Source organism: Enterocloster sp., from assembly GCF_057861365.1.
Window position 1 is genome coordinate 33,338 of sequence record NZ_DBMACH010000008.1, and the last position, 19,694, is coordinate 53,031.

At 46.7% G+C, this 19,694-nt stretch carries 20 protein-coding genes; 17 read left to right on the forward strand and 3 right to left on the reverse strand.

Annotated features, from left to right (window positions below; all coding sequences use genetic code 11):
* Nucleotides 1-91 precede the first annotated feature (91 nt).
* From ACZM6M_RS10085 to phoU, 7 genes are all read left to right on the forward strand, one after another.
* A complete protein-coding gene (locus ACZM6M_RS10085; RefSeq protein WP_337434201.1) occupies nt 92-310 on the forward strand; it encodes a hypothetical protein in 219 nt (72 codons plus the stop codon).
* A gap of 34 nt (nt 311-344) precedes the next feature.
* Nucleotides 345-773 carry a zinc ribbon domain-containing protein gene (locus ACZM6M_RS10090; protein ID WP_337434200.1) on the forward strand — a complete coding sequence of 143 codons (429 nt, stop codon included), beginning with the start codon at nt 345-347 and terminating at the stop codon, nt 771-773.
* Nucleotides 774-979: 206 nt separating this feature from the next.
* Entirely contained in the window at nt 980-1,906 is a 927-nt protein-coding gene (locus ACZM6M_RS10095) for a phosphate ABC transporter substrate-binding protein (RefSeq protein WP_418926911.1), read from the forward strand.
* Between the two features lie 27 nt (nt 1,907-1,933).
* Nucleotides 1,934-2,869: a phosphate ABC transporter permease subunit PstC gene (gene pstC, locus ACZM6M_RS10100; RefSeq protein WP_337933772.1), complete on the forward strand. Its 936-nt coding sequence runs from the start codon at nt 1,934-1,936 to the stop codon at nt 2,867-2,869.
* Nucleotides 2,859-3,761, forward strand: a complete 903-nt coding sequence (gene pstA / locus ACZM6M_RS10105) for a phosphate ABC transporter permease PstA (protein WP_066545032.1) — start codon at nt 2,859-2,861, stop codon at nt 3,759-3,761. The genes pstC and pstA overlap by 11 nt, the downstream gene beginning before the upstream one ends.
* Nucleotides 3,762-3,791: 30 nt before the next feature.
* Entirely contained in the window at nt 3,792-4,553 is a 762-nt protein-coding gene (gene pstB, locus ACZM6M_RS10110; protein WP_296036642.1) for a phosphate ABC transporter ATP-binding protein PstB, read from the forward strand.
* Nucleotides 4,554-4,586: 33 nt separating this feature from the next.
* Nucleotides 4,587-5,249: a phosphate signaling complex protein PhoU gene (gene phoU, locus ACZM6M_RS10115; protein WP_066545028.1), complete on the forward strand. Its 663-nt coding sequence runs from the start codon at nt 4,587-4,589 to the stop codon at nt 5,247-5,249.
* Between the two features lie 68 nt (nt 5,250-5,317).
* On the opposite strand, the gene fsa is transcribed toward phoU, so the two are convergent.
* From fsa to ACZM6M_RS10130, 3 genes are all read right to left on the reverse strand, one after another.
* Nucleotides 5,318-5,971, reverse strand: a complete 654-nt coding sequence (fsa, locus tag ACZM6M_RS10120; RefSeq protein WP_066545026.1) for a fructose-6-phosphate aldolase — start codon at nt 5,969-5,971, stop codon at nt 5,318-5,320.
* Between the two features lie 227 nt (nt 5,972-6,198).
* Nucleotides 6,199-6,948: a DeoR/GlpR family DNA-binding transcription regulator gene (locus tag ACZM6M_RS10125; protein WP_337933778.1), complete on the reverse strand. Its 750-nt coding sequence runs from the start codon at nt 6,946-6,948 to the stop codon at nt 6,199-6,201.
* A 5-nt stretch (nt 6,949-6,953) separates the two neighbouring features.
* The gene (locus ACZM6M_RS10130; protein WP_337434213.1) at nt 6,954-8,096 is read right to left on the reverse strand and encodes a glycoside hydrolase family 88/105 protein; all 1,143 of its coding nucleotides are present in this window, start codon (nt 8,094-8,096) and stop codon (nt 6,954-6,956) included.
* Between the two features lie 455 nt (nt 8,097-8,551).
* Here ACZM6M_RS10130 and ACZM6M_RS10135 point away from each other — a divergent pair, with 455 nt between their 5' ends.
* The 10 genes from ACZM6M_RS10135 to ACZM6M_RS10180 all read left to right on the forward strand — a co-directional run bounded on the left by ACZM6M_RS10135 (nt 8,552) and on the right by ACZM6M_RS10180 (nt 19,549).
* Nucleotides 8,552-9,910, forward strand: coding sequence for an ABC transporter substrate-binding protein (locus tag ACZM6M_RS10135; RefSeq protein WP_337933780.1), 1,359 nt, complete (start codon nt 8,552-8,554; stop codon nt 9,908-9,910).
* Between the two features lie 64 nt (nt 9,911-9,974).
* Nucleotides 9,975-10,277: a hypothetical protein gene (locus tag ACZM6M_RS10140; protein WP_337933782.1), complete on the forward strand. Its 303-nt coding sequence runs from the start codon at nt 9,975-9,977 to the stop codon at nt 10,275-10,277.
* Between the two features lie 28 nt (nt 10,278-10,305).
* Nucleotides 10,306-11,199 (forward strand): carbohydrate ABC transporter permease, encoded by an 894-nt coding sequence (locus ACZM6M_RS10145; protein WP_066545017.1) that lies wholly within the window; start codon nt 10,306-10,308, stop codon nt 11,197-11,199.
* A 6-nt stretch (nt 11,200-11,205) separates the two neighbouring features.
* Nucleotides 11,206-12,057, forward strand: coding sequence for a carbohydrate ABC transporter permease (locus ACZM6M_RS10150; protein WP_066545013.1), 852 nt, complete (start codon nt 11,206-11,208; stop codon nt 12,055-12,057).
* Between the two features lie 77 nt (nt 12,058-12,134).
* Entirely contained in the window at nt 12,135-13,685 is a 1,551-nt protein-coding gene (locus tag ACZM6M_RS10155; RefSeq protein ID WP_066545011.1) for a glycoside hydrolase family 28 protein, read from the forward strand.
* 15 nt (nt 13,686-13,700) lie between these two features.
* The gene (locus ACZM6M_RS10160) at nt 13,701-14,693 is read left to right on the forward strand and encodes a LacI family DNA-binding transcriptional regulator (protein WP_337933784.1); all 993 of its coding nucleotides are present in this window, start codon (nt 13,701-13,703) and stop codon (nt 14,691-14,693) included.
* Nucleotides 14,694-14,735: 42 nt separating this feature from the next.
* Complete coding sequence (locus ACZM6M_RS10165) at nt 14,736-15,260, forward strand: adenine phosphoribosyltransferase (protein WP_066545009.1); 525 nt, start codon at nt 14,736-14,738, stop codon at nt 15,258-15,260.
* A gap of 195 nt (nt 15,261-15,455) precedes the next feature.
* Nucleotides 15,456-15,947: a MarR family winged helix-turn-helix transcriptional regulator gene (locus ACZM6M_RS10170; RefSeq protein WP_337933787.1), complete on the forward strand. Its 492-nt coding sequence runs from the start codon at nt 15,456-15,458 to the stop codon at nt 15,945-15,947.
* Nucleotides 15,940-17,676, forward strand: coding sequence for an ABC transporter ATP-binding protein (locus ACZM6M_RS10175; RefSeq protein WP_337933789.1), 1,737 nt, complete (start codon nt 15,940-15,942; stop codon nt 17,674-17,676). Before ACZM6M_RS10170 ends, ACZM6M_RS10175 begins: the two co-directional genes overlap by 8 nt.
* Nucleotides 17,666-19,549, forward strand: coding sequence for an ABC transporter ATP-binding protein (locus ACZM6M_RS10180; RefSeq protein ID WP_337933791.1), 1,884 nt, complete (start codon nt 17,666-17,668; stop codon nt 19,547-19,549). Before ACZM6M_RS10175 ends, ACZM6M_RS10180 begins: the two co-directional genes overlap by 11 nt.
* Nucleotides 19,550-19,694: the final 145 nt, after the last annotated feature.

Here is a 19,694-nt window from a genome sequence, read left to right on the forward strand (position 1 = left end):
GGTGCTATAGTATTATAGTAAGCGTTAACTGCAAAAAGTCAACCCTAAAGCATCAGGGAACTTAAGGAGATTTGGCAAACAGAGGTGACCCGTGGAAAAATTTAACAGCAAAAAACCAGATCAGAATGATAATATGCAGAGAGAGCCGGGAGAAATAAGCGGTTTTTCAGATGAACAGGTTTTAAGGGAGTTTGAGGAGGCTATGAAAAGTACGATCCCCCTGCCTCCCCCACCGGAAAATGAATTTGAACAGATCTGCCAGCGGATAGAAAAGGAAAATAGAATGGAACAGATTGACGGATTTTTGTGAAATATCATTTTCAGTGCAAGAAAGGACACACCCCATGCAAAACCTAAAAGAAAAATTTCAGCGTTTTATGATTGGCCGATACGGCGCAGACCAGCTGGGAAGATTTCTGTCGATTGTAATTGTCATATTGGCAGCAGTAAGCTTCTTTATACGTTCCTACTGGTTTGGCTCATTGATCCGCAGTGTGCTGATCATCCTTTTGGCAATTCTTTATTTTCGGATTTTTTCCCGGAACATTACCAGGCGCAGTCAGGAAAATAATGCGTATATCCGCCTGCATTTTCAGGTTTCAGAGCGCTTAAAAGGCTGGCGCTTCCATCTGGAGGAGAGACGCAGATATAAGATTTTCAGCTGTCCAGGCTGTAAACAGAAGATACGTATTCCCAGAAATCATGGGAAGGTCAGCATCCGCTGTCCCAAATGCGGCCATGATTTTATAAAAAACACAGGCGCGAAAAAATAGACTGTAGTACCGGAAAAGCAAAGACTGCTTTTGCCGGTATTTTTTTGTTATTTTTCCATAAAACGCGTTAGTTTACATAGAATTTACAAAACTTATACCTTTCCTTGCTTTCTCTCAATGTAAAACTTTTGTATACTCCTCCATGTAGCGAAGAACACAACACAATGAAAATAAAGCGCAGAGCGCAACGTGGAGGAAAGAATATTATGAAAAAGAACAGCAAAATGATTCTGGCAGCAGTTGGTACAGCAGTGATGGCAGCAGGTATGCTGGCAGGCTGCGGAAGTTCTTCTAAAGAGACAACAGCGGCACAGACAACAACAGTGGCAGACAGCAAGGCTGCTGATACCACGGAAGCAAAGAAAGAGGAGAAAACAGAGGCTGCTGCTGATTTAAGCGGAACCATCAGCATGGTAGGTTCTACTTCTATGGAGAAGTTCGCAAATGCACTCAGTGAAACATTCATGGAAAAATATCCTAAGGTCACTGTGACGGCAGAGTTTGTAGGATCCGGTGCAGGCGTTGAGGCAGCTGCAAATGGAACAGCAGATATCGGAAACGCTTCCAGGAACTTAAAAGACGAGGAAAAAGCAAAGGGAATCGCTGAGAATATAGTAGCAATCGACGGTATTGCAGTGGTTGTTGATCCTTCTAATACGGTAGAAGATCTGACAAAGGATCAGCTGGCCGGCATTTATGACGGAACAGTAACCAACTGGAAGGATGTAGGCGGAAATGACGCTCCGATCGTAGTCGTAGGCCGTGAGTCCGGTTCCGGTACCAGAACCGCTTTTGAAGAACTGTTAGAGCTGGAAGATAAGTGCAAATATGCAAATGAGCTGGACAGCACAGGAGCTGTCATGGCAAAGGTTGCTTCTACTCCCGGAGCCGTAGGCTATGTGTCCTTAGACGTACTGGATGATACGGTAAAAGCAGTAAAGCTGGAGGGCGCAGAGCCTACAGAAGAAAACATCAAGGCTGGAACCTACTTCTTAAGCCGTCCCTTCGTAATGGCTACCAAGGGTGAGATTTCTGAGCAGAATGATCTGGTAAAGGCTCTGTTTGACTTCATTTATTCTGAGGAAGGCGCTGAACTTGTAAAGTCTGTAGGACTGATTTCTGTAGAGAAATAATCCGGGCTGGAAAGGAGACGATCTGCAATGACAACGGAAACCTGTTCCATACGTTCCCATCATGGCAGCAAGTCCGGCGTAGAAAAAGCTGCACAGGTGATTTTCACCGCCTGCGGCTTTTTCGCTGTTCTGGCTGTTGCATCCATTACACTGTATATGATTATCAGCGGCACTCCCGCCCTGTTTCAGGTGGGTCTTACAGATATCCTGTTCGGTTCTGTGTGGAAGCCGGATGCCGCAGATCCCAGCTTTGGTATCTTATATGTTATCCTGACTTCTATTGTGGGAACCTTCCTTGCGATCCTGATCGGAGTTCCTATTGGAGTGATGACCGCTGTGTTTCTGGCGGAAATCGCACCGAAAAAGATTGCATCCGTAGTGCGCCCGGCAGTAGAACTTCTGGCTGGAATTCCGTCTGTTATTTATGGACTTCTTGGTATTCTGATTTTAAATCCGCTGATGTATAAGCTGGAGCTGATCATTTTTAAGGGAACAGATCACCAGTTTACCGGAGGAGCAAACCTGATTTCAGCAGTGCTGGTGCTGGCTCTGATGATTCTTCCTACAGTGATCAACATCAGCGAGTCTGCTCTGAGAGCTGTGCCTCTGCACTTCAGAAGCGCTTCTCTGGCAATGGGCGCTACCAGGATCCAGACAATTTTCCATGTGGTGCTTCCGGCGGCCAAGTCAGGTATTATCACAGCTATTGTACTGGGAACGGGCCGCGCCATTGGAGAAGCTATGGCCATCAGTCTGGTATCCGGAAGCTCGGTGAACCTTCCGCTGCCCTTTAATTCTGTCCGTTTCCTGACAACCGCTATTGTGGCTGAAATGGGATACGCTTCCGGTCTCCACAGGCAGGTGCTTTTTACTATTGGACTTGTACTTTTTGTATTTATTATGCTGATCAATATCAGCCTTACAGGAATTCTTAAGAAGGGAGATAAGAAGAATGACAGGTGAAGCAGCCGTCAGGCTTAATAAATATTCTGAAGTCAGAGAAAGCATTTACGGAAAGCATGTCCGTTCGTCAGATATGCTGCTCACAGGTCTTATTTATGGCTGTACCGCTGTTTCTCTGCTTATTCTTGTGGGCATTCTGGGATATACATTTGTAAGAGGGATTCCTCATGTGACCTGGTCTTTCTTAAGCACTGCTTCCAGTGCGGTCAAGGGAACCTTTGGTATTCTGGGAAATATTATTAATACGATCTACATAGTGGTAATTACACTGTTGATCGCTACTCCCATCGGCGTAGGTTCTGCCGTTTATTTGAATGAATATGCAAAGCCGGGGAAGATTGTCCGGATGATCGAATTTACGACAGAAACCCTTTCGGGTATTCCCTCCATTATCTTTGGACTTTTTGGAATGGTATTTTTTGGAAATACCATTGGTCTGGGTTATTCCATTCTTACCGGTTCCCTGACGCTGACATTGATGATCCTTCCCCTGATCACGAGAACGACACAGGAGGCTTTAAAGACGGTGCCGGACAGTTACCGTCATGGCGCTCTTGGGATCGGAGCTACCAAATGGTACATGATCCGTACGATTCTTCTTCCCAGTGCTATGCCGGGTATTGTTACGGGCGTGATCCTGGCTATCGGACGTATTGTAGGAGAATCTGCGGCTCTTTTATTCACTGCAGGAAGCGGTTACTATCTGCCCAAAAATATTCTTGGCAAGATTTTTGAGTCCGGAGGAACGCTGACGATTCAGCTATATCTGTTTATGCAGAAGGCAAAATATAATGAGGCATTTGGAGTAGCTGTGGTACTTCTGGTAATCGTTCTGGGTATTAACGGTCTTGCAAAATATTTGTCCCATCGCTTTAATGTGGAAACCCGATAAGCGCCGGAGGCAGTCAAAAGGAGAAAAACTGTGGAAAACAAGGTAAAAATCTCCGCACAGAATCTAAATCTGTACTATGGAGAAAATCATGCTTTAAAAAATATTAATCTGGATTTATATGAAAATAAGATTACAGCCTTTATCGGGCCTTCCGGCTGCGGAAAATCGACCTTTTTAAAAACATTAAACAGAATGAACGATCTGGTTCCCAATGTAAAAATCGAAGGAACGGTTCTTCTGGATGATGAAAATATTTATGATCCCCAGGTAGATACGACTCTTTTGCGCAAAAAGGTGGGAATGGTTTTTCAGCAGCCCAATCCATTTCCAATGAGTATCTATGACAATATTGCTTATGGCCCCAGGATCCACGGGATTAAAAATAAGGCCCAACTGGACGAGATAGTGGAGAGAAGCCTGCGTGGGGCGGCTCTCTGGGATGAGGTTTCAGACCGTTTAAAGAAATCTGCTCTGGGACTGTCCGGCGGCCAGCAGCAGCGTCTGTGCATTGCAAGGGCATTGGCGGTAGAGCCGGAGGTTCTTCTTATGGATGAGCCTACATCTGCCCTGGATCCCATTTCCACGTTGAAGATCGAGGATCTGATGGATGATTTAAAGAGCAGATATACAGTGGCTATTGTAACTCATAATATGCAGCAGGCGGCCCGTATTGCAGATTATACAGCCTTTTTCCTTGTAGGAGAGGTGGTAGAATATGCTTCTACAAACGAATTGTTTACCATGCCAAAGGATAAGCGTACAGAGGACTATATTACAGGACGTTTCGGCTGATAGACAGTAAAACCGCGGCGGAAAGGAAAAGATATGACAGTTCGCATAACTTATGAACATGAGTTGGAAGAGTTGAATAAGGATTTAAGAGAAATGGCGTTCATGGTGGAAAAGGCCATTGAGCAGACCTTTGTGGCTTTTGAGGATCAGAATTATACACTTGCAGAAGATGTCATCAAGGGGGATCGGACGGTTAATGATATGGAGCGGGCTATAGAATCCCGCTGCCTGTCTCTGATCCTGCGCCAACAGCCCGTAGCCTGCGACCTGCGCCAGATTTCCACCGCTTTAAAGGTGGTTACGGATCTGGAGCGTATCGGAGATCATGCTTCCGATATAGCAGAGCTGATCTTGAGGATTAAAAGCGAACACGCTTATCACATTGTAAAGCATCTTCCTCTTATGGCGGAAGAAGCCAGGAAAATGGTTCACGATGCGGTAGAGGCCTTTATTTCCCAGGATCTGGAAGAAACTGAAAAAATCATCCGTATGGATGATCGAGTAGACAGCCTGTTTAATCAGGTAAAGACAGATGTGATCAGCCTGCTGAAAACATCGCCGGATCAGGCAGATCAGGGAATCGATCTATTGATGGTCGCCAAATATCTGGAGCGCATCGGAGACCATGCCGTAAATGTGTGCGAATGGACCGAGTTTTCAAAGACAGGCGCTTTGAAGCATGTGCGGATCATGTAACAGAAACTGTTTTAATATGAAAAATGCCAGCCCCGCAAGCGAAAACGGAGCTGGCATTTTTCATATCATTATTCGCCAAACACAGCCTTATAATCTGCCTGGAATTTTGCAATTCCCTGATCGGTAAGGGGATGCTTTGTCATCTGCTCCAGCACCTTGTAGGGAACGGTAGCGATATCTGCTCCGGCTTTGGCGCAGTCGATCACATGGATTGGATTGCGCACGCTGGCTGCAATGATCTCTGTTTCGATATTGTGCATCTGGAAAATCTCCGTGATATCGTAGATCAGGTCAATGCCCGGCATGGAGATATCATCCAGACGGCCTAAGAAAGGAGATACATAAGTCGCTCCTGCTCTGGCGGCCAGCAGTGCCTGTGCAGCAGAAAATACCAGAGTAACATTTGTTTTAACGCCTTCTGCGGAAAGCACCTTTACAGCCTTTAAGCCTTCTACGGTCATGGGGATTTTTACAACCATGTTTGGATGGATGGCAGCGATCTCGCGGCCTTCTGCGATCATGCCTTCTGCGTCTGTGGTTGTAGCTTTTACCTCGCCGCTGATAGGGCCGTCTACGATGGATGTGATCTCAGAGATTACTTCCTTAAAGTCGCGGCCTTCTTTGGCGATCAGAGACGGATTGGTTGTAACTCCGCAGATGATCCCCATATCGTTTGCCTTGCGGATGTCTTCTACATTAGCAGTATCAACGAAAAATCTCATAAACAAAATCCTCCTCAAATTGCTGTATTTCATACTGGTTTATACATTTATTATAGCGCCATACAGCACAATGTCAAGCATAATATCGCAAAAAAATGCGTTAATTTGCGCAAAAATAAAATCATGTGAATACATAAATTATTAAAAACGCAAACTAACGCACGAATTAAAGAAAAACTAACGCAAACAAACGCAAAAAGAGCAAAGAGAGGCTTTGCAGGCCGTTTTTATATAAAATCCAGTCCCCGGTTCCGGTATCCCAAAGCCATCTCGCCTTCCACAGATCCGTCTGTAATAAGGGCTGTAAAGGCTTCAATCCCGCACACATGATATCGTGATACGGTATTCAGCTTCACGGGATCCACCAGAGCGATGACCCGTCTGGAGGATCGGATCAGCTGGCTCTTGATACTTACCTCTTCAGGATAGGGAATCGTCATGCCGTATTCGGGGTGTACGGCATAAACGCCCATAAAACACAGATCCGGATGGTAGGCGGCTGCCTGAGCAGCTGCCGTTTCACCTACGGTTGTTATGGAATCCTTTAACAGATCCCCGCCCAGAACGATCACCTTTACCTGCTCCTTCATGGAACACACATGGGCGATGCTGTAGCTGTTTGTTAAAATCGTAAGTTTCATATCGGAAGGGATATTCTTAGCAAACTGCAGATTGGTGCTGCTGCCGTCAATGGCTACCAGCTGGTCGGGCTCCAGAAAGCCCAGGGCTCTTTCGGCGAGCTTCTGCTTCAGCTCTACGTCTGCCTCTTCCCGGTCGAAAAAACCGATGACCGGACGTTCCAGAGGGATTGCCCCTCCAAACACCCGTTTTAGCAGTCCTTTTTGATCTAGATCCAGCAGATCTCTGCGGACTGTATCCTCGGAAACCTTAAGGTCGGCTGCCAGCTGGCTTACCACAACCTTTCCTGATGTATGAAGCTTGTTTAAGATCAGTGCCTGTCGTTCTTCTTTCAGCATAAAATCTACTCCTGTGTGCCTGCCTTTTCGCGGAGCAGGATTTCAATGTAAGCAAGGATCAGAGGGGCTACGCCTTTTGCCTCATTTTTTACAATGGGTTCTCTCATATAGTAGTCAAAGGTGCCTTCACGCATTTCTTTATTTCCAAGTCCTGCAACCAGGCAGATGCCGCCTAACTGAAGTTCTCCGTTTTCTTCAGAGAGATATGTTTCACAGATGCCGGTAAATGCCCTTTCTCCAAAGGTAAAATAGCTTTCATCCAGATAGCCCAGACGCACGCTCTTCATGATTGCATAGGCGAAGATGGCGGAGCCGGAGGTTTCCAGATAGTTTGGCTTAATGCGGCCTCTGTTTACAACCTGATACCACATACCGGTTTCCTTGTCCTGATAGGGCAGCATGGCGTCAATCAGTTCCTTATAAATAGCGCCCAGCTTTTCCTTCTCCTGGGCCATGGATCCCGGCATTACCTCCATGGTATCGATCAGGGCCATGGCATACCAGCCCAGTGCGCGCAGCCAGAAATTGTCTGACAGGCCTGTGACGGGGTCGCACCAGAAGGATTCTCTGGAATCATCATATGCGTGGTAGTACAGGCCGTTGCGTGTGTCTTTCATGAGGTCATATACATGAAGGAACTGCTCAAAGGAGTCCCGGCAGTTGGCACCATTATTATAGGTTACTTCGTACTGCATATAGAAGGGCTGGGCCATATACAGGCCATCCAGCCAGATCTGGTTTGGATAGATCATCTTGTGCCAGAAGTTGCCTGTTGTGGTTCTTGGCTGCCCTTTCAGCTGGCTGTATACTGTGTCGATGGCTTTGCGGTACTTCTCCCGTCCGGTAAGCTCATAGAGATCGAAAAGGGTTTTGCCGGCATTTACATTGTCCAGATTATATTCCTTTGGATCATAGGAAGTGATGGAGCCGTCCTCCTGCACAAAGTAGTCGATAAAGGCATCGGCAAATTCCAGGTATTTTCCATTTCGGGTAATATGGTACAATTCAAGAATGGCCTTGATCATACAGCCGTCAATGTAGTTCCAGGTAGAAGCTCCGCCGTTTTTGATCTTTTCGATGTTCCAGACCGGAGCCTGAGGCGTACTCTTGTCTAACAGCTGGTCAATGTAATGGTCCAAAATCTTCATCATGATATAATTCTCCTTTATCCTTTAAAAATAGTAACACATATATAAGGGTTTTTAAAGACAGTATGAAAGAAAATGATATGTAAACGTTTGCAGCCCAAAAACGGGTAATAAATGCCATGACTGTCTGGATCTAATTTCCCTTAATTTGGTAAAAAATACTTGCATTACCACTAAAAATTTCATTTTCTGTCTTGAAACCATCTTATCACAAAAAAATAGAGAAGAAAACTAGACATATTGCATAAAAAGAAAGTGTAAAAATATACATAATACATAATTGACAACTGATAGGGTTAATGATATTATGAAATTACCATGAGAAATAAGCACGTTTGCTTAAAAGCATACAAATTTGTAAACGCTTACCTAGCGGATGTGCACAATTTTCAGAACAATGTTGCAAACCTTTGCAAAATGTGTATGCGAAGGGGAAAAGAAAGGGAGAGAGTAAAATGAAGAGAAATTTCAAAAAAGCAGTATCTCTGGCTCTGGCATCTACCATGGCATTATCTCTGGCAGCCTGCGGCGGTACGTCCGCATCTACAGATACAACTGCAGCAGGTAAGGCTGAGGGCGGCGACAGCGCAGCGAGCAATGAGGAAGTTACCTTAAAGTTTTCATGGTGGGGCGGTGATGCCCGTCATGAGGCAACAGAAAAGGCAATCGCCGCTTTCATGGAAAAGTATCCAAACATCAAGGTTGAGGCTGAGTATGGCGCATGGACCGGCTGGGAAGAGAAGCAGGCTCTGGCAATCCAGGGCGGCAATGCAGCTGACGTAATGCAGATCAACTGGAACTGGATCACATCCTATAGCGGAAACGGTAAGAATTTCGTAAATCTGGACGAGTACAGCGATGTGATCGACCTGACACAGTTTGACCAGGAGGTTCTGGATCAGTGTAAGGCAGACGGAAAGCTGATGGCAGTTCCGATTTCTCTGACAGGCCGTCTGTTCTACTGGAATAAGACCACATTTGATGAGATCGGATGCGAGCTTCCTACAGACGAGGCATCCTTACTGGCAGCCGGAGAGGCATTTAAGGCATACGGCGACGATTATTATCCTCTGGCACTGGGCGAGTACGACCGTGCGATCTTCCTGGTATACTACTTAGAGAGCAAGTACGGCAAGGCCTGGGTAGAGGACGGAGCTGTTCAGTATACAAAGGAAGAGATCCAGGAAGGTATGGATTTCATCACAAAGCTGGAAGAGAATCATGTAATTCCTACTCTGGCTACACTTCAGGGCGATATGGCAGACTCTCTTGACAAGAACGCTAAGTGGATCAACGGTAAGTATGCAGGTATCCTTGAGTGGGATTCTTCTGTAAGCAAGTTCCAGCAGGCGATCGCAGAGAGTACAGATAAGCCTGGACAGGAGCTGGTAATCGGCGACTTCATCAAGTTCGGCGATCACAACGGCGGATTTACCAAGGTATCCATGGCATTTGCAGTTGCAGCAAATTCTGAGCATCCGAAGGAAGCAGCCATGCTGATCAACTTCCTGTTAAATGAGGATGAAGGCATCGAAATCTCCGGTACTGAGAGAGGTATCCCTTGCTCCAAGAAGGCAATTGAGATTCTCAATGAGAAGGGAATCGGCGATGAGATGGTTAAGGAAGCAAACTCCAAGGTGACTGCATACAGCAAGTTCCCTCTGGATCCCTACTTCGAGCATAATGACTTAAAGGCTAACCCTGACGGCGTATACTACAAGGTATTCGGTAAGCTGTCCGCAGGCAACACGACATCTGCCGAGGCTGCCGAGGAACTGCTTAAGGGCATTGATGAGTGCTACAGCAACTACTAATCCGCAAGAAATAAACGGCAGCGTCCCTTTCAGACGCTGCCTCCCTTTGAGGGGAACAGTGAATATGACAGAAAAAGAAATCAGAGAAGCAGTTAAAAACAAAGAAAATTACAGCAGTATTGTTACTTATTTTAAAATACAGAAAACTCTCAGCGAGGCAGATCTGGCCCTGCTGATCGACATGATAGAGGAGATGTCTCCGGAGATCTATGAGCATTACAGAGCGCTCCAGGACATGTTCCGTGAAGGCATAAGAAAACATCTGGAAGCTTCCAAAGGGGCTTCCGGCGAGCAGCTCGCATACGCCATAAAAAAGGGCTGCGCCCTGGGCACTCTCCTGGCAGAAAAGTATGCGGACCGCGTATAAAAGTACGAAATATTATGGAGGTAACCGTATGAAAAACAAGAAAGGATTCTGGGCGCTGAATATCGGCCTTCTGTACATCCTGCCCTGGCTGGTTGGTTTTATCCTGTTTAAGGTATATCCCTTCCTCTCATCCCTTTTTTACAGCTTCACCAACTACGACCTTTTCAATGGCATTACCAAGTACGGCATGATGAATTACGAGAAGATCTTTACGGATCCCGATATCATCCGCGCCTTTGTGGTAACGTTTAAATACGCCATTTTTGACGTGCCCTTAAAGCTGATGTTCGCTCTGTTTATTGCCTACATCTTAAACTTTAAGTTAAAGGGCGTAAACTTCTTCAGAACCGCTTACTACATCCCTTCCATTCTGGGCGGCTCCATCGCGATCGCTATCCTGTGGAGAGCTGTATTTAACACAGACGGTCTGATCAACACCGTTTTAGGCGCGTTCGGTATCCCGGAGATCAACTGGATGGCCGGCGACATGAGCGCCCTGATGGTGATCGTACTTCTCCGTGTATGGCAGTTCGGTTCCGCTATGGTTATCTTCCTGGCAGCCTTAAAGGGCGTGTCTGAGGATCTTTATGAGGCGGCTTCCATCGACGGCGCCGGCAAGTGGACACAGTTCTTTAAGATTACCGTACCCCTGATCACACCGGTTATTTTCTACAACCTGGTTACCCAGTTATGCCAGGCATTCCAGGAGTTCAACGGACCGTTCCTTGTAACCAAGGGCGGACCAAACGGAGCAACCACCCTGATCTCCATGCTGATCTACAACAACGCATTCCTCCGCCACAAGATGGGTATGGCAAGCGCCCAGGCGTGGATCCTGTTCTTGATTACTATGACTATGACCGTTGTTGCATTTGTCAGCCAGAAGAAGTGGGTTTACTATTCAGATGAGGATGGGAGGTAGAATCAGATGACAAGAGAGACAAGAAGAAAAATCAGTACTGTGATCCGCTACACCCTTCTGATCCTGGTAGGGATTATCATGGTGTATCCTCTGATCTGGATGGTGGGAGCAACCTTTAAGACCAACTCCGAGATCTTCACCAGCGCATGGTTTATCCCGAAGAATCCTGTATTCGACGGCTATGACAATGCATTTAAGAGTTACGGAGGAAAGATCGATCTGGTTAAATCTCTGATCAATACCTACAAGATCGTTATTCCGAAGGTTATCTTTACCGTTGTATCCGCAACGATCACAGCATATGGCTTTGGACGTTTCAACTTTAAAGGAAAGAACATCTTTTTTGCACTGCTGATGTCTACCCTGTTCCTTCCTCAGGTTGTATTAAACGCACCTCAGTACATCATGTTCAACAACTGGAAGTGGGTAAATACCTACCTGCCTCTGGTTATCCCGTCCTTATTTGCAGCTGATACCTACTTTGTATTCATGCTGATCCAGTTCTTACGAGGCGTACCAAAAGAGCTGGAGGAGGCGGCTAAGATTGACGGCTGCAACACCTTAAAAACACTGTGGTATGTAATTGTGCCTATGTTAAAGCCATCACTGGTATCCTGTGCGCTGTTCCAGTTCATGTGGACCAACAATGACTTCCAGGGCCCGTTGATCTATATCGCTGATATGGATAAATATACCAACTCCGTATATCTGCGTATGTCTATGGACGGCGACGTAGGCTTCCAGTGGAACCGGATTCTGGCAATGTCCCTGATTTCCATTATTCCTTCCCTGGTGGTATTTTTCTGCGCCCAGGATTCCTTTATTGACGGTATCGCAGCCGGCGGTGTAAAGGGTTAAATGTTGCATGGTACATTAAAAAACGGAGGATTCTCTTTCGGGGGATTCCTCTATTTTTGTTAAAGGAGACAAAAGCTATGGAATTAAAAGTAATCTACAAGAACGCAAGATGTGCGGTAATTGAAATTGAAGACGGAGGACGCTACCATACAGCCTCTTCCTGGACTATCTACTTAAATCACAAAGAGGCGGCAAAAACAGACAAGGCGGTCACCAGCCTGTATCATCTGACTCCCGATACCCAGTACGAAGTAGAGGCGGTCAATGAGGCCGGAGAGAGGATTATGTCCTACTTTGCTACAGACTATGAGTTTGTTACCTTAAATGTCCGCGACTTTGGCGCAAAGGGAGATGGGGAGAGCGATGACACGATTTTTATCCAGGCAGCGATCATGGCCTGCCCGAAAGAGAGCCGTGTGCTGATCCCGGCAGGAACCTACCGGATCTCCTCTCTGTTCCTTAAGGATGATGTTTCCATTGAGCTGGATGAGGGAGCCGTATTGTCTGCTTTTACAGACCGCAGCCGTTTTCCTGTGTTCAAAGGGATGATCCAGAGTTATAATGAAAAGGATGAGTACAATCTGGGTACCTGGGAGGGAAATCCTCTTCCTATGTTTACAGCTATTATTACAGGTGTGAACGTAAAAAATGTAACGATTTACGGACAGGGAACGATAGATGGAAATGCAGACAGAGAGAACTGGTGGAAGGATCCCAAGATCATGAACGGCGCATTCCGCCCCAGAATGGTATTTTTAGAGCGGTGTGAACATGTAGTTCTCCAGGGTATCACGGTACAGAACAGCCCAAGCTGGAATCTCCATCCTTATTTTTCCGACAACCTTCGTTTCCTGGACATGAAGGTATTAAATCCAAAGGATTCTCCCAACACTGATGGCCTGGATCCGGAGTCCTGTAAAAATGTGGAAATTACAGGTGTGTATTTCTCTCTGGGCGATGACTGTATTGCTTTAAAATCAGGAAAAATCTATATGGGATCTACCTATAAGCGTCCCTGTGAAAATGTAACCATCCGTCAGTGCTGTATGCGCGACGGCCACGGCTCCATTACCATCGGAAGCGAGATGGCCGGAGGCGTGAAGAATCTGACCGTAAGAGACTGTATGTTCCTTCATACGGACCGGGGACTGCGGATCAAGACCAGAAGAGGACGTGGAAAGGATGCGGTAGTTCAGGGTATTTTATTTGAAAATATCACAATGGATCATGTAATGACTCCCTTTGTGATCAATTGTTTCTATTTCTGCGATCCGGATGGCCATTCTGAGTATGTCCGCAGCAAGGAAGCCGGACCGGTGGATGACCGCCTGCCGGAGATCGCTACCCTTACCTTTAGAAATATTGAGGCCAGAAATTGCCATGTGGCTGCTGCCTATATGTACGGCCTGCCGGAAAAGAAGATCGGACGGGTAGAGATGGAGCATGTGCGGGTAACTTATGCAGATGAACCTATGTGCGGCCAGCCGGCCATGATGGAGGGCTGCAGTAAGACCACCTGCCGCCAGGGAATCTATGCAAATAATATCGAAGAGCTTATATTAAAGGATGTGGAGATAAGCGGCCAGGAAGGGCCTGCAGTTGTCACAGAAAATATCGGGAATATGTAAAACGGAGGGGATAAAGTGGCAGTAACGATCAAGGATATCGCTAAAAAGGCGGAGGTTTCCTATTCAACGGTTTCCAGGGCCTTAAACGGAGTGGGGGGATATTCCGAGACAAGAGACAGGATCCGCCGTCTGGCGTCTGAAATGGGATATGTACCCAATCAGGCAGCGATCCACTTGAAAAAATCACGTTCCTATGTGATCGGACTGTATTTTTCAACGATCAGCAAAATGACTTCTCCCTATGTGCTTCACGATGTACTTACAGGGGTTTACAGTATTACGGGAAGCAAGTATAATGTAGTGGTAAAGGGTATTGATATGCATGAACCGGGTACCTTAAATCCCAGCTATTTTGACGGGATCATTGTTCTGTCTCAGAAAAATGAGGATATGGAATTTATGGATGAGGTTCTGTCAAAGAAGATTCCCATGACGGTTATCTGCCGTTCCGTGGATATCGATGCGCCCAATGTGACAACAGACGAGGCCAGGGCCATGGAACGGGCCATGGATTACCTTTTGGATAATGGCCATCGGAAGCTGGCAGTCATCGAGGGAAGGCCAGAGCTGGATTCTACCCGCCTGCGCCACAGAGGCTGGCGGATCTCCATGCGAAAGCACGGGCTGGATCCCGATCAGGTGCCTATGATTAATGGAAACTATCGTTACGGAAGCGGCTACAGCGCAGCAAAACAGCTCCTTTCCTATGAGCCTACGGCAATTCTCTGTTTTAATGATGAGATGGCCTTTGGAGCAAGGACAGCGATCGATGAGGCGGGGCTGTCCGTGCCGGGAGACGTTTCTCTGATCGGCTTTGATAACTGGGATTTGTCCGGTTATTCCGATATGCATCTGACTACGGTGGAGAGAAACATGGGAGATATCGCCAGAGAGGGCGCCAGAGTGCTTCTGCGCCGTCTGGACGATGGAATTGTGGATAACAGGAGAATTTATCTGGATAATAAGCTTATCATACGGGATACGGTACGGAACCTGAAGGAAGAATAGTCCGTGAACCGATTGCAGATCAAACAAAAGGAGAAGGCAGACATGAAAAAACTGGAAGAATATGTAAGAAGCATTCCTGATTTCCCGGAGCCGGGAATCATTTTCAGGGATGTAACCTCTATTTTACAGGATGCAGACGGACTGCAGCTGGCAGTAGACAGCCTGCGCGCCATGGTGAAGGATCTGGATTATGACGTAGTCGTTGGGCCGGAGTCCAGAGGCTTTATTTTCGGCGTACCGGTGGCCTATGCAGAGCATAAGAGCTTTGTGCCTGTGCGCAAAAAGGGAAAGCTTCCCTGCGAGACCATTTCTGCAGAGTATGAACTAGAATACGGAACTGCAGAGATCGAGATCCATAAGGACGCCATCCGTCCGGGCCAGAAGGTTGTGATCGTAGACGATCTGATCGCCACCGGAGGCACTACAGAGGCGATTATAAAGCTGATCGAACAGCTGGGAGGCCAGGTGGTAAAAATCTGTTTTGTAATGGAACTGGCCGGATTAAAGGGCAGAGAGAAGTTAAAGGATTATGCAGTGGACTCTGCAATCGTTTATGAGGGAAAGTAATTTTCCGTCCAGAAGCGTTCATTCTGTTGAAAAATGGGATGGACGCTTTTTTGAACACATATTTTTCACATTTTCCCCTGTGAAACTATCTTGACATTAAATTTTTAAGTCTGTATAATACCAAAAGTTAGGACGCTAACTATCTGAAAGCAGTGCATACGAAGAGGTGAAATGATGCAGGATATGGAATGCAGAATGGAAACAATGCATATGGGAAGGATGATCCATATGCTCTCTCATCAGTTAAAGCGCAGGAACATCCAGGAGGAGCTGATGGATGAGGGATTGACCGGGTCTCAGCGGCATATTATGAAGTTTATCCTTCTGCGGACCCTTCATACGGATGTGTATCAGAAGGATATCGAGGAAGAGTTCCGTATCCGCAAATCAACGGTAACAGGGATCCTGAAGCTTTTGGAAAAAAATGGATTCATCAGGAGAGAAAGCGTTCCTCAGGATGCAAGGCTTAAGCGCATTGTGCCGACAGCCAGGGCGGAGTCACTGCGTCCCCAGATTTTAGAGCAGCTGGGCAGAACGGAAGCCCTTCTTATGGAGGGAATCCCGGAAGAAGAGCTTCATATCTGGCGCAGTGTGATGTGCCGGATGTTCGGCAATCTTGTAAAAGCGGAGGAGGAAGCGTCTAAAACAAATAAAAACATAAAGGAGGAAGAGGAAAAGGATGAATAAATTACTTTTAAAGTCGGTCCGGGAATACAAAAAGCAGTCTATACTGACTCCCATATTTGTATTGCTGGAGGTGCTGTTAGAAGTTATGATCCCCATGGAAATGGCAAAGATCATTGACATTGGAATCGCAGGAGGCAATCTGCCTTACATCATCCAGAGGGGCTTCATACTGGTTGTGATGGCAATGCTTGCCCTGTATTTCGGCGTAACAGCCGGAAAGACGGCGGCAATCGCGGCGGCGGGATATGCAAAAAATCTGCGCCATGATATATTTTACAGGGTTCAGGAGTTTTCGTTTAAGAATATCGACCATTTCTCTACCTCAGGTCTTGTAACCCGTATGACTACGGATATTACCAATGTTCAGATGGCTTATATGATGAGCCTGCGCCTGTTAGCCAGAGCGCCCATCATGGTAGCTTTATCATGGGTTATGACTCTGACCATCAATCCAAAGATTGCGCTTTTATTTTTAGTTGTGATCCCCGTTCTGGGCGGCGCCCTGATTTTTATTGCGAAGAAGGCCCATCCCCATTTTGTAAAGGTTTTTGACGAGTACGATATTTTAAATAATTCTGTACAGGAAAATGTAAACGCTTCCAGAGTGGTAAAATCTTTTGTACGGGAAGATTATGAAATCGGTAAGTTCCATGATATATCCAAGTACGTTTACAAGCTTTTTACAAAGGCTGAAGGGATTGTGGCATGGAATTCTCCTGTAATGCAGACGGTAATTTATATAGTGATCATCCTTCTGGTAGCAATCAGCGGCAGGAGCATTGTCTTTGGAACCATGGAGACAGGAGAGATGACAAGCGTGATCGTCTATGCTATGCAGATCATGATGTCCCTGATGATGGTTACCTTCGTCTTTGTTATGATCATGATTGCTGAGGCATCCACAGACCGTATTACCAGTGTCCTTACGGAAGTGCCTGAAATGCAGGCAAAGGAGCAGGCGGTGAAGGAGGTTGCGGACGGAAGCATCACCTTTGAGCATGTAGATTTCAGCTATGCAGGTGAAGGCGGCCCTCTTTCCTTAAAGGATGTAAATCTTTCCATCAAGCCGGGACAGACCGTAGGCATTATCGGAGGGACCGGAAGCTCCAAATCCACGCTGGTACAGCTGATTCCCAGATTATATGATGTGACAAAGGGAAGCGTAAAGGTAGGCGGAATTGATGTAAGAGAGTACGACCTGGAGGTTCTGAGAGACCAGGTTTCCATGGTGCTCCAGAAAAATGTGCTTTTCACAGGAAGCATTTATGAGAATATCCGCTGGGGCAATGAAAGGGCCTCCAATGAGGAAGTGGAGCGGGTATGCCGTCTGGCTCAGGCGGACGGGTTTGTAAAGGAGTTTCCTCACGGTTATGATACTATGATCGTTCAGGGCGGAAACAACGTATCCGGCGGCCAGAAGCAGCGCCTGTGTATTGCGAGAGCGCTGTTAAAGCGGCCTAAGATCCTGATCCTGGATGATTCTACCAGTGCGGTAGACACAAAGACGGATGCTCTCATTCGCAGGGCCTTCAGAGAGGAGATTCCCGATACTACAAAGATCATTATTGCCCAGCGGGTTTCCTCCATTGAGGACGCAGATCAGATCATTGTTCTGGAGGAAGGACAGATTGTGGGCGTGGGTACTTCCAGTGAGCTTCTGCGCACCAATGAGATCTACCGTGAAGTATATGAGTCTCAGATGAAGGGAGGCGAAGAGAATGAGCAGTAAGAAACTACAGATTTCCAAAAACACGGCTCAGACCGCAAAGCGTCTTTTAAAATATGTGACAGAAACGTATAAGCTGCGCTTTTTTCTGGTATTTGTCTGTATCTTTATCAGTTCAGGAGCAAGCATTTCCGTATCTCTGTCGCTGAAATTTCTGCTGGACGACTTTATTATCCCGCTGATCGGACAGCAGACGCCGGATTTTGCCGGGCTGTACCGGGCGCTGGGAACGCTGGCCTGTATTTTCGTTGCGGGTGTACTTGCCGCCTTTACCTATACAAGACTGATGGTCTATATCGGACAGGGTGTGTTAAAACGGATCCGTGACGATATGTTTGAGCACATGCAGACCCTTCCGATCCGGTATTTTGATCAGAATACAACCGGCTCTATCATGAGTCTTTACACCAACGATACAGACACGCTGCGCCAGATGATCAGCCAGTCCATCCCCCAGGCGCTGTCTTCCTTTTTTACGATCGTAGTAACTTTTATCTCCATGCTGGTGTTAAGCCCTGCTCTTACGGTGCTGGCTGTACTGGTTATTGTTGTCATGCTTTTCGTATCCAGAAAGATCGGAGGAAACAGCGGAAAATATTTTGTGCGCCAGCAGGTGGCTGTAGCGGACATAACAGGCTTTGTGGAAGAGCGGATGAACGGCCAGAGAGTGGTTAAGGTATTTAACCATGAGCGCAAATCCGAGGAGGAGTTTGACAAATTAAATGAAGCGCTTTTTGAATGTGCTTCTCAGGCCAATACCTTTGCCAACATTATGGGGCCTGTGATCGGAAACATTGGAAATATGCAGTTTGTGCTTACGGCAGTGCTGGGAGGTTTCCTGTCTGTGCTGGGAGTCGGCGGCATTACCCTGGGTGTGATGGCTTCCTACCTGCAGTTTACAAAGAGCTTTACCCAGCCCTTTATGCAGGTGGCCCAGCAGTTTAACGCCATTATCATGGCTCTGGCAGGCGCGGAACGTATTTTTGCCCTGATTGATGAGAAGCCGGAAAAGGATGAAGGCTATGTAACTCTGGTCAATGCCAGAAAGGATGCGGACGGGGTGATTTCTGAATGTAAGGAGCGTACCGGCATGTGGGCCTGGAAGCATCCCCACGGCGACGGCAGTGTGACCTATACAGAGCTTACAGGCGACGTTCGGTTTGAGAATGTGACCTTTGGTTATGATGATGAAAAGGTGATCCTCCATGATATCAGCCTGTTTGCAAAGCCCGGTCAAAAGCTGGCATTTGTAGGCTCTACAGGAGCCGGAAAGACCACCATTACCAACCTGATCAACCGTTTTTACGATATTCAGGATGGAAAGATCCGTTATGACGGCATCAATATTACGAAGATCAGGAAGGACGATTTAAGGCGTTCTCTGGGAATCGTGCTTCAGGATACCCATTTATTTACAGGGACAATCCGGGAAAATATCCGCTACGGAAAGCTGGACGCTACAGATGAAGAGGTATATGCGGCTGCAAAGCTGGCCCATGCGGATCAGTTTATCCGTATGCTGCCTCAGGGCTATGATACCATGTTAAGCGGAGACGGCGAGGAGCTGTCTCAGGGCCAGAGACAGCTCTTATCTATCGCCAGGGCTGCGGTGGCAGATCCGCCAGTATTGATCTTAGACGAGGCAACCTCCAGTATTGATACCAGAACCGAGAGTATTGTGCAGAAAGGTATGGACAATCTGATGAAGGAGCGCACCGTATTTGTGATCGCCCACCGTCTGTCCACCATCCGCAACAGCAACGCGATCATTGTGCTGGATCATGGACGGATCATCGAGCGGGGAGACCATGAGGATCTGATCCGCTTAAAGGGAACGTATTATCAGCTCTATACGGGAAAGCTGGAATTGTCATAAAGGCCCGTTTGGCGCTGACAGCATGAAATAAACATATGGATTCAGGGATAACTGTACATGAAAAAGATGTATGGATATCCCTGAATTTTTATTTGTTTCGGTCATGGACGCCATATTTTCAAGGACGGCCTTGCTTTTTCACAGA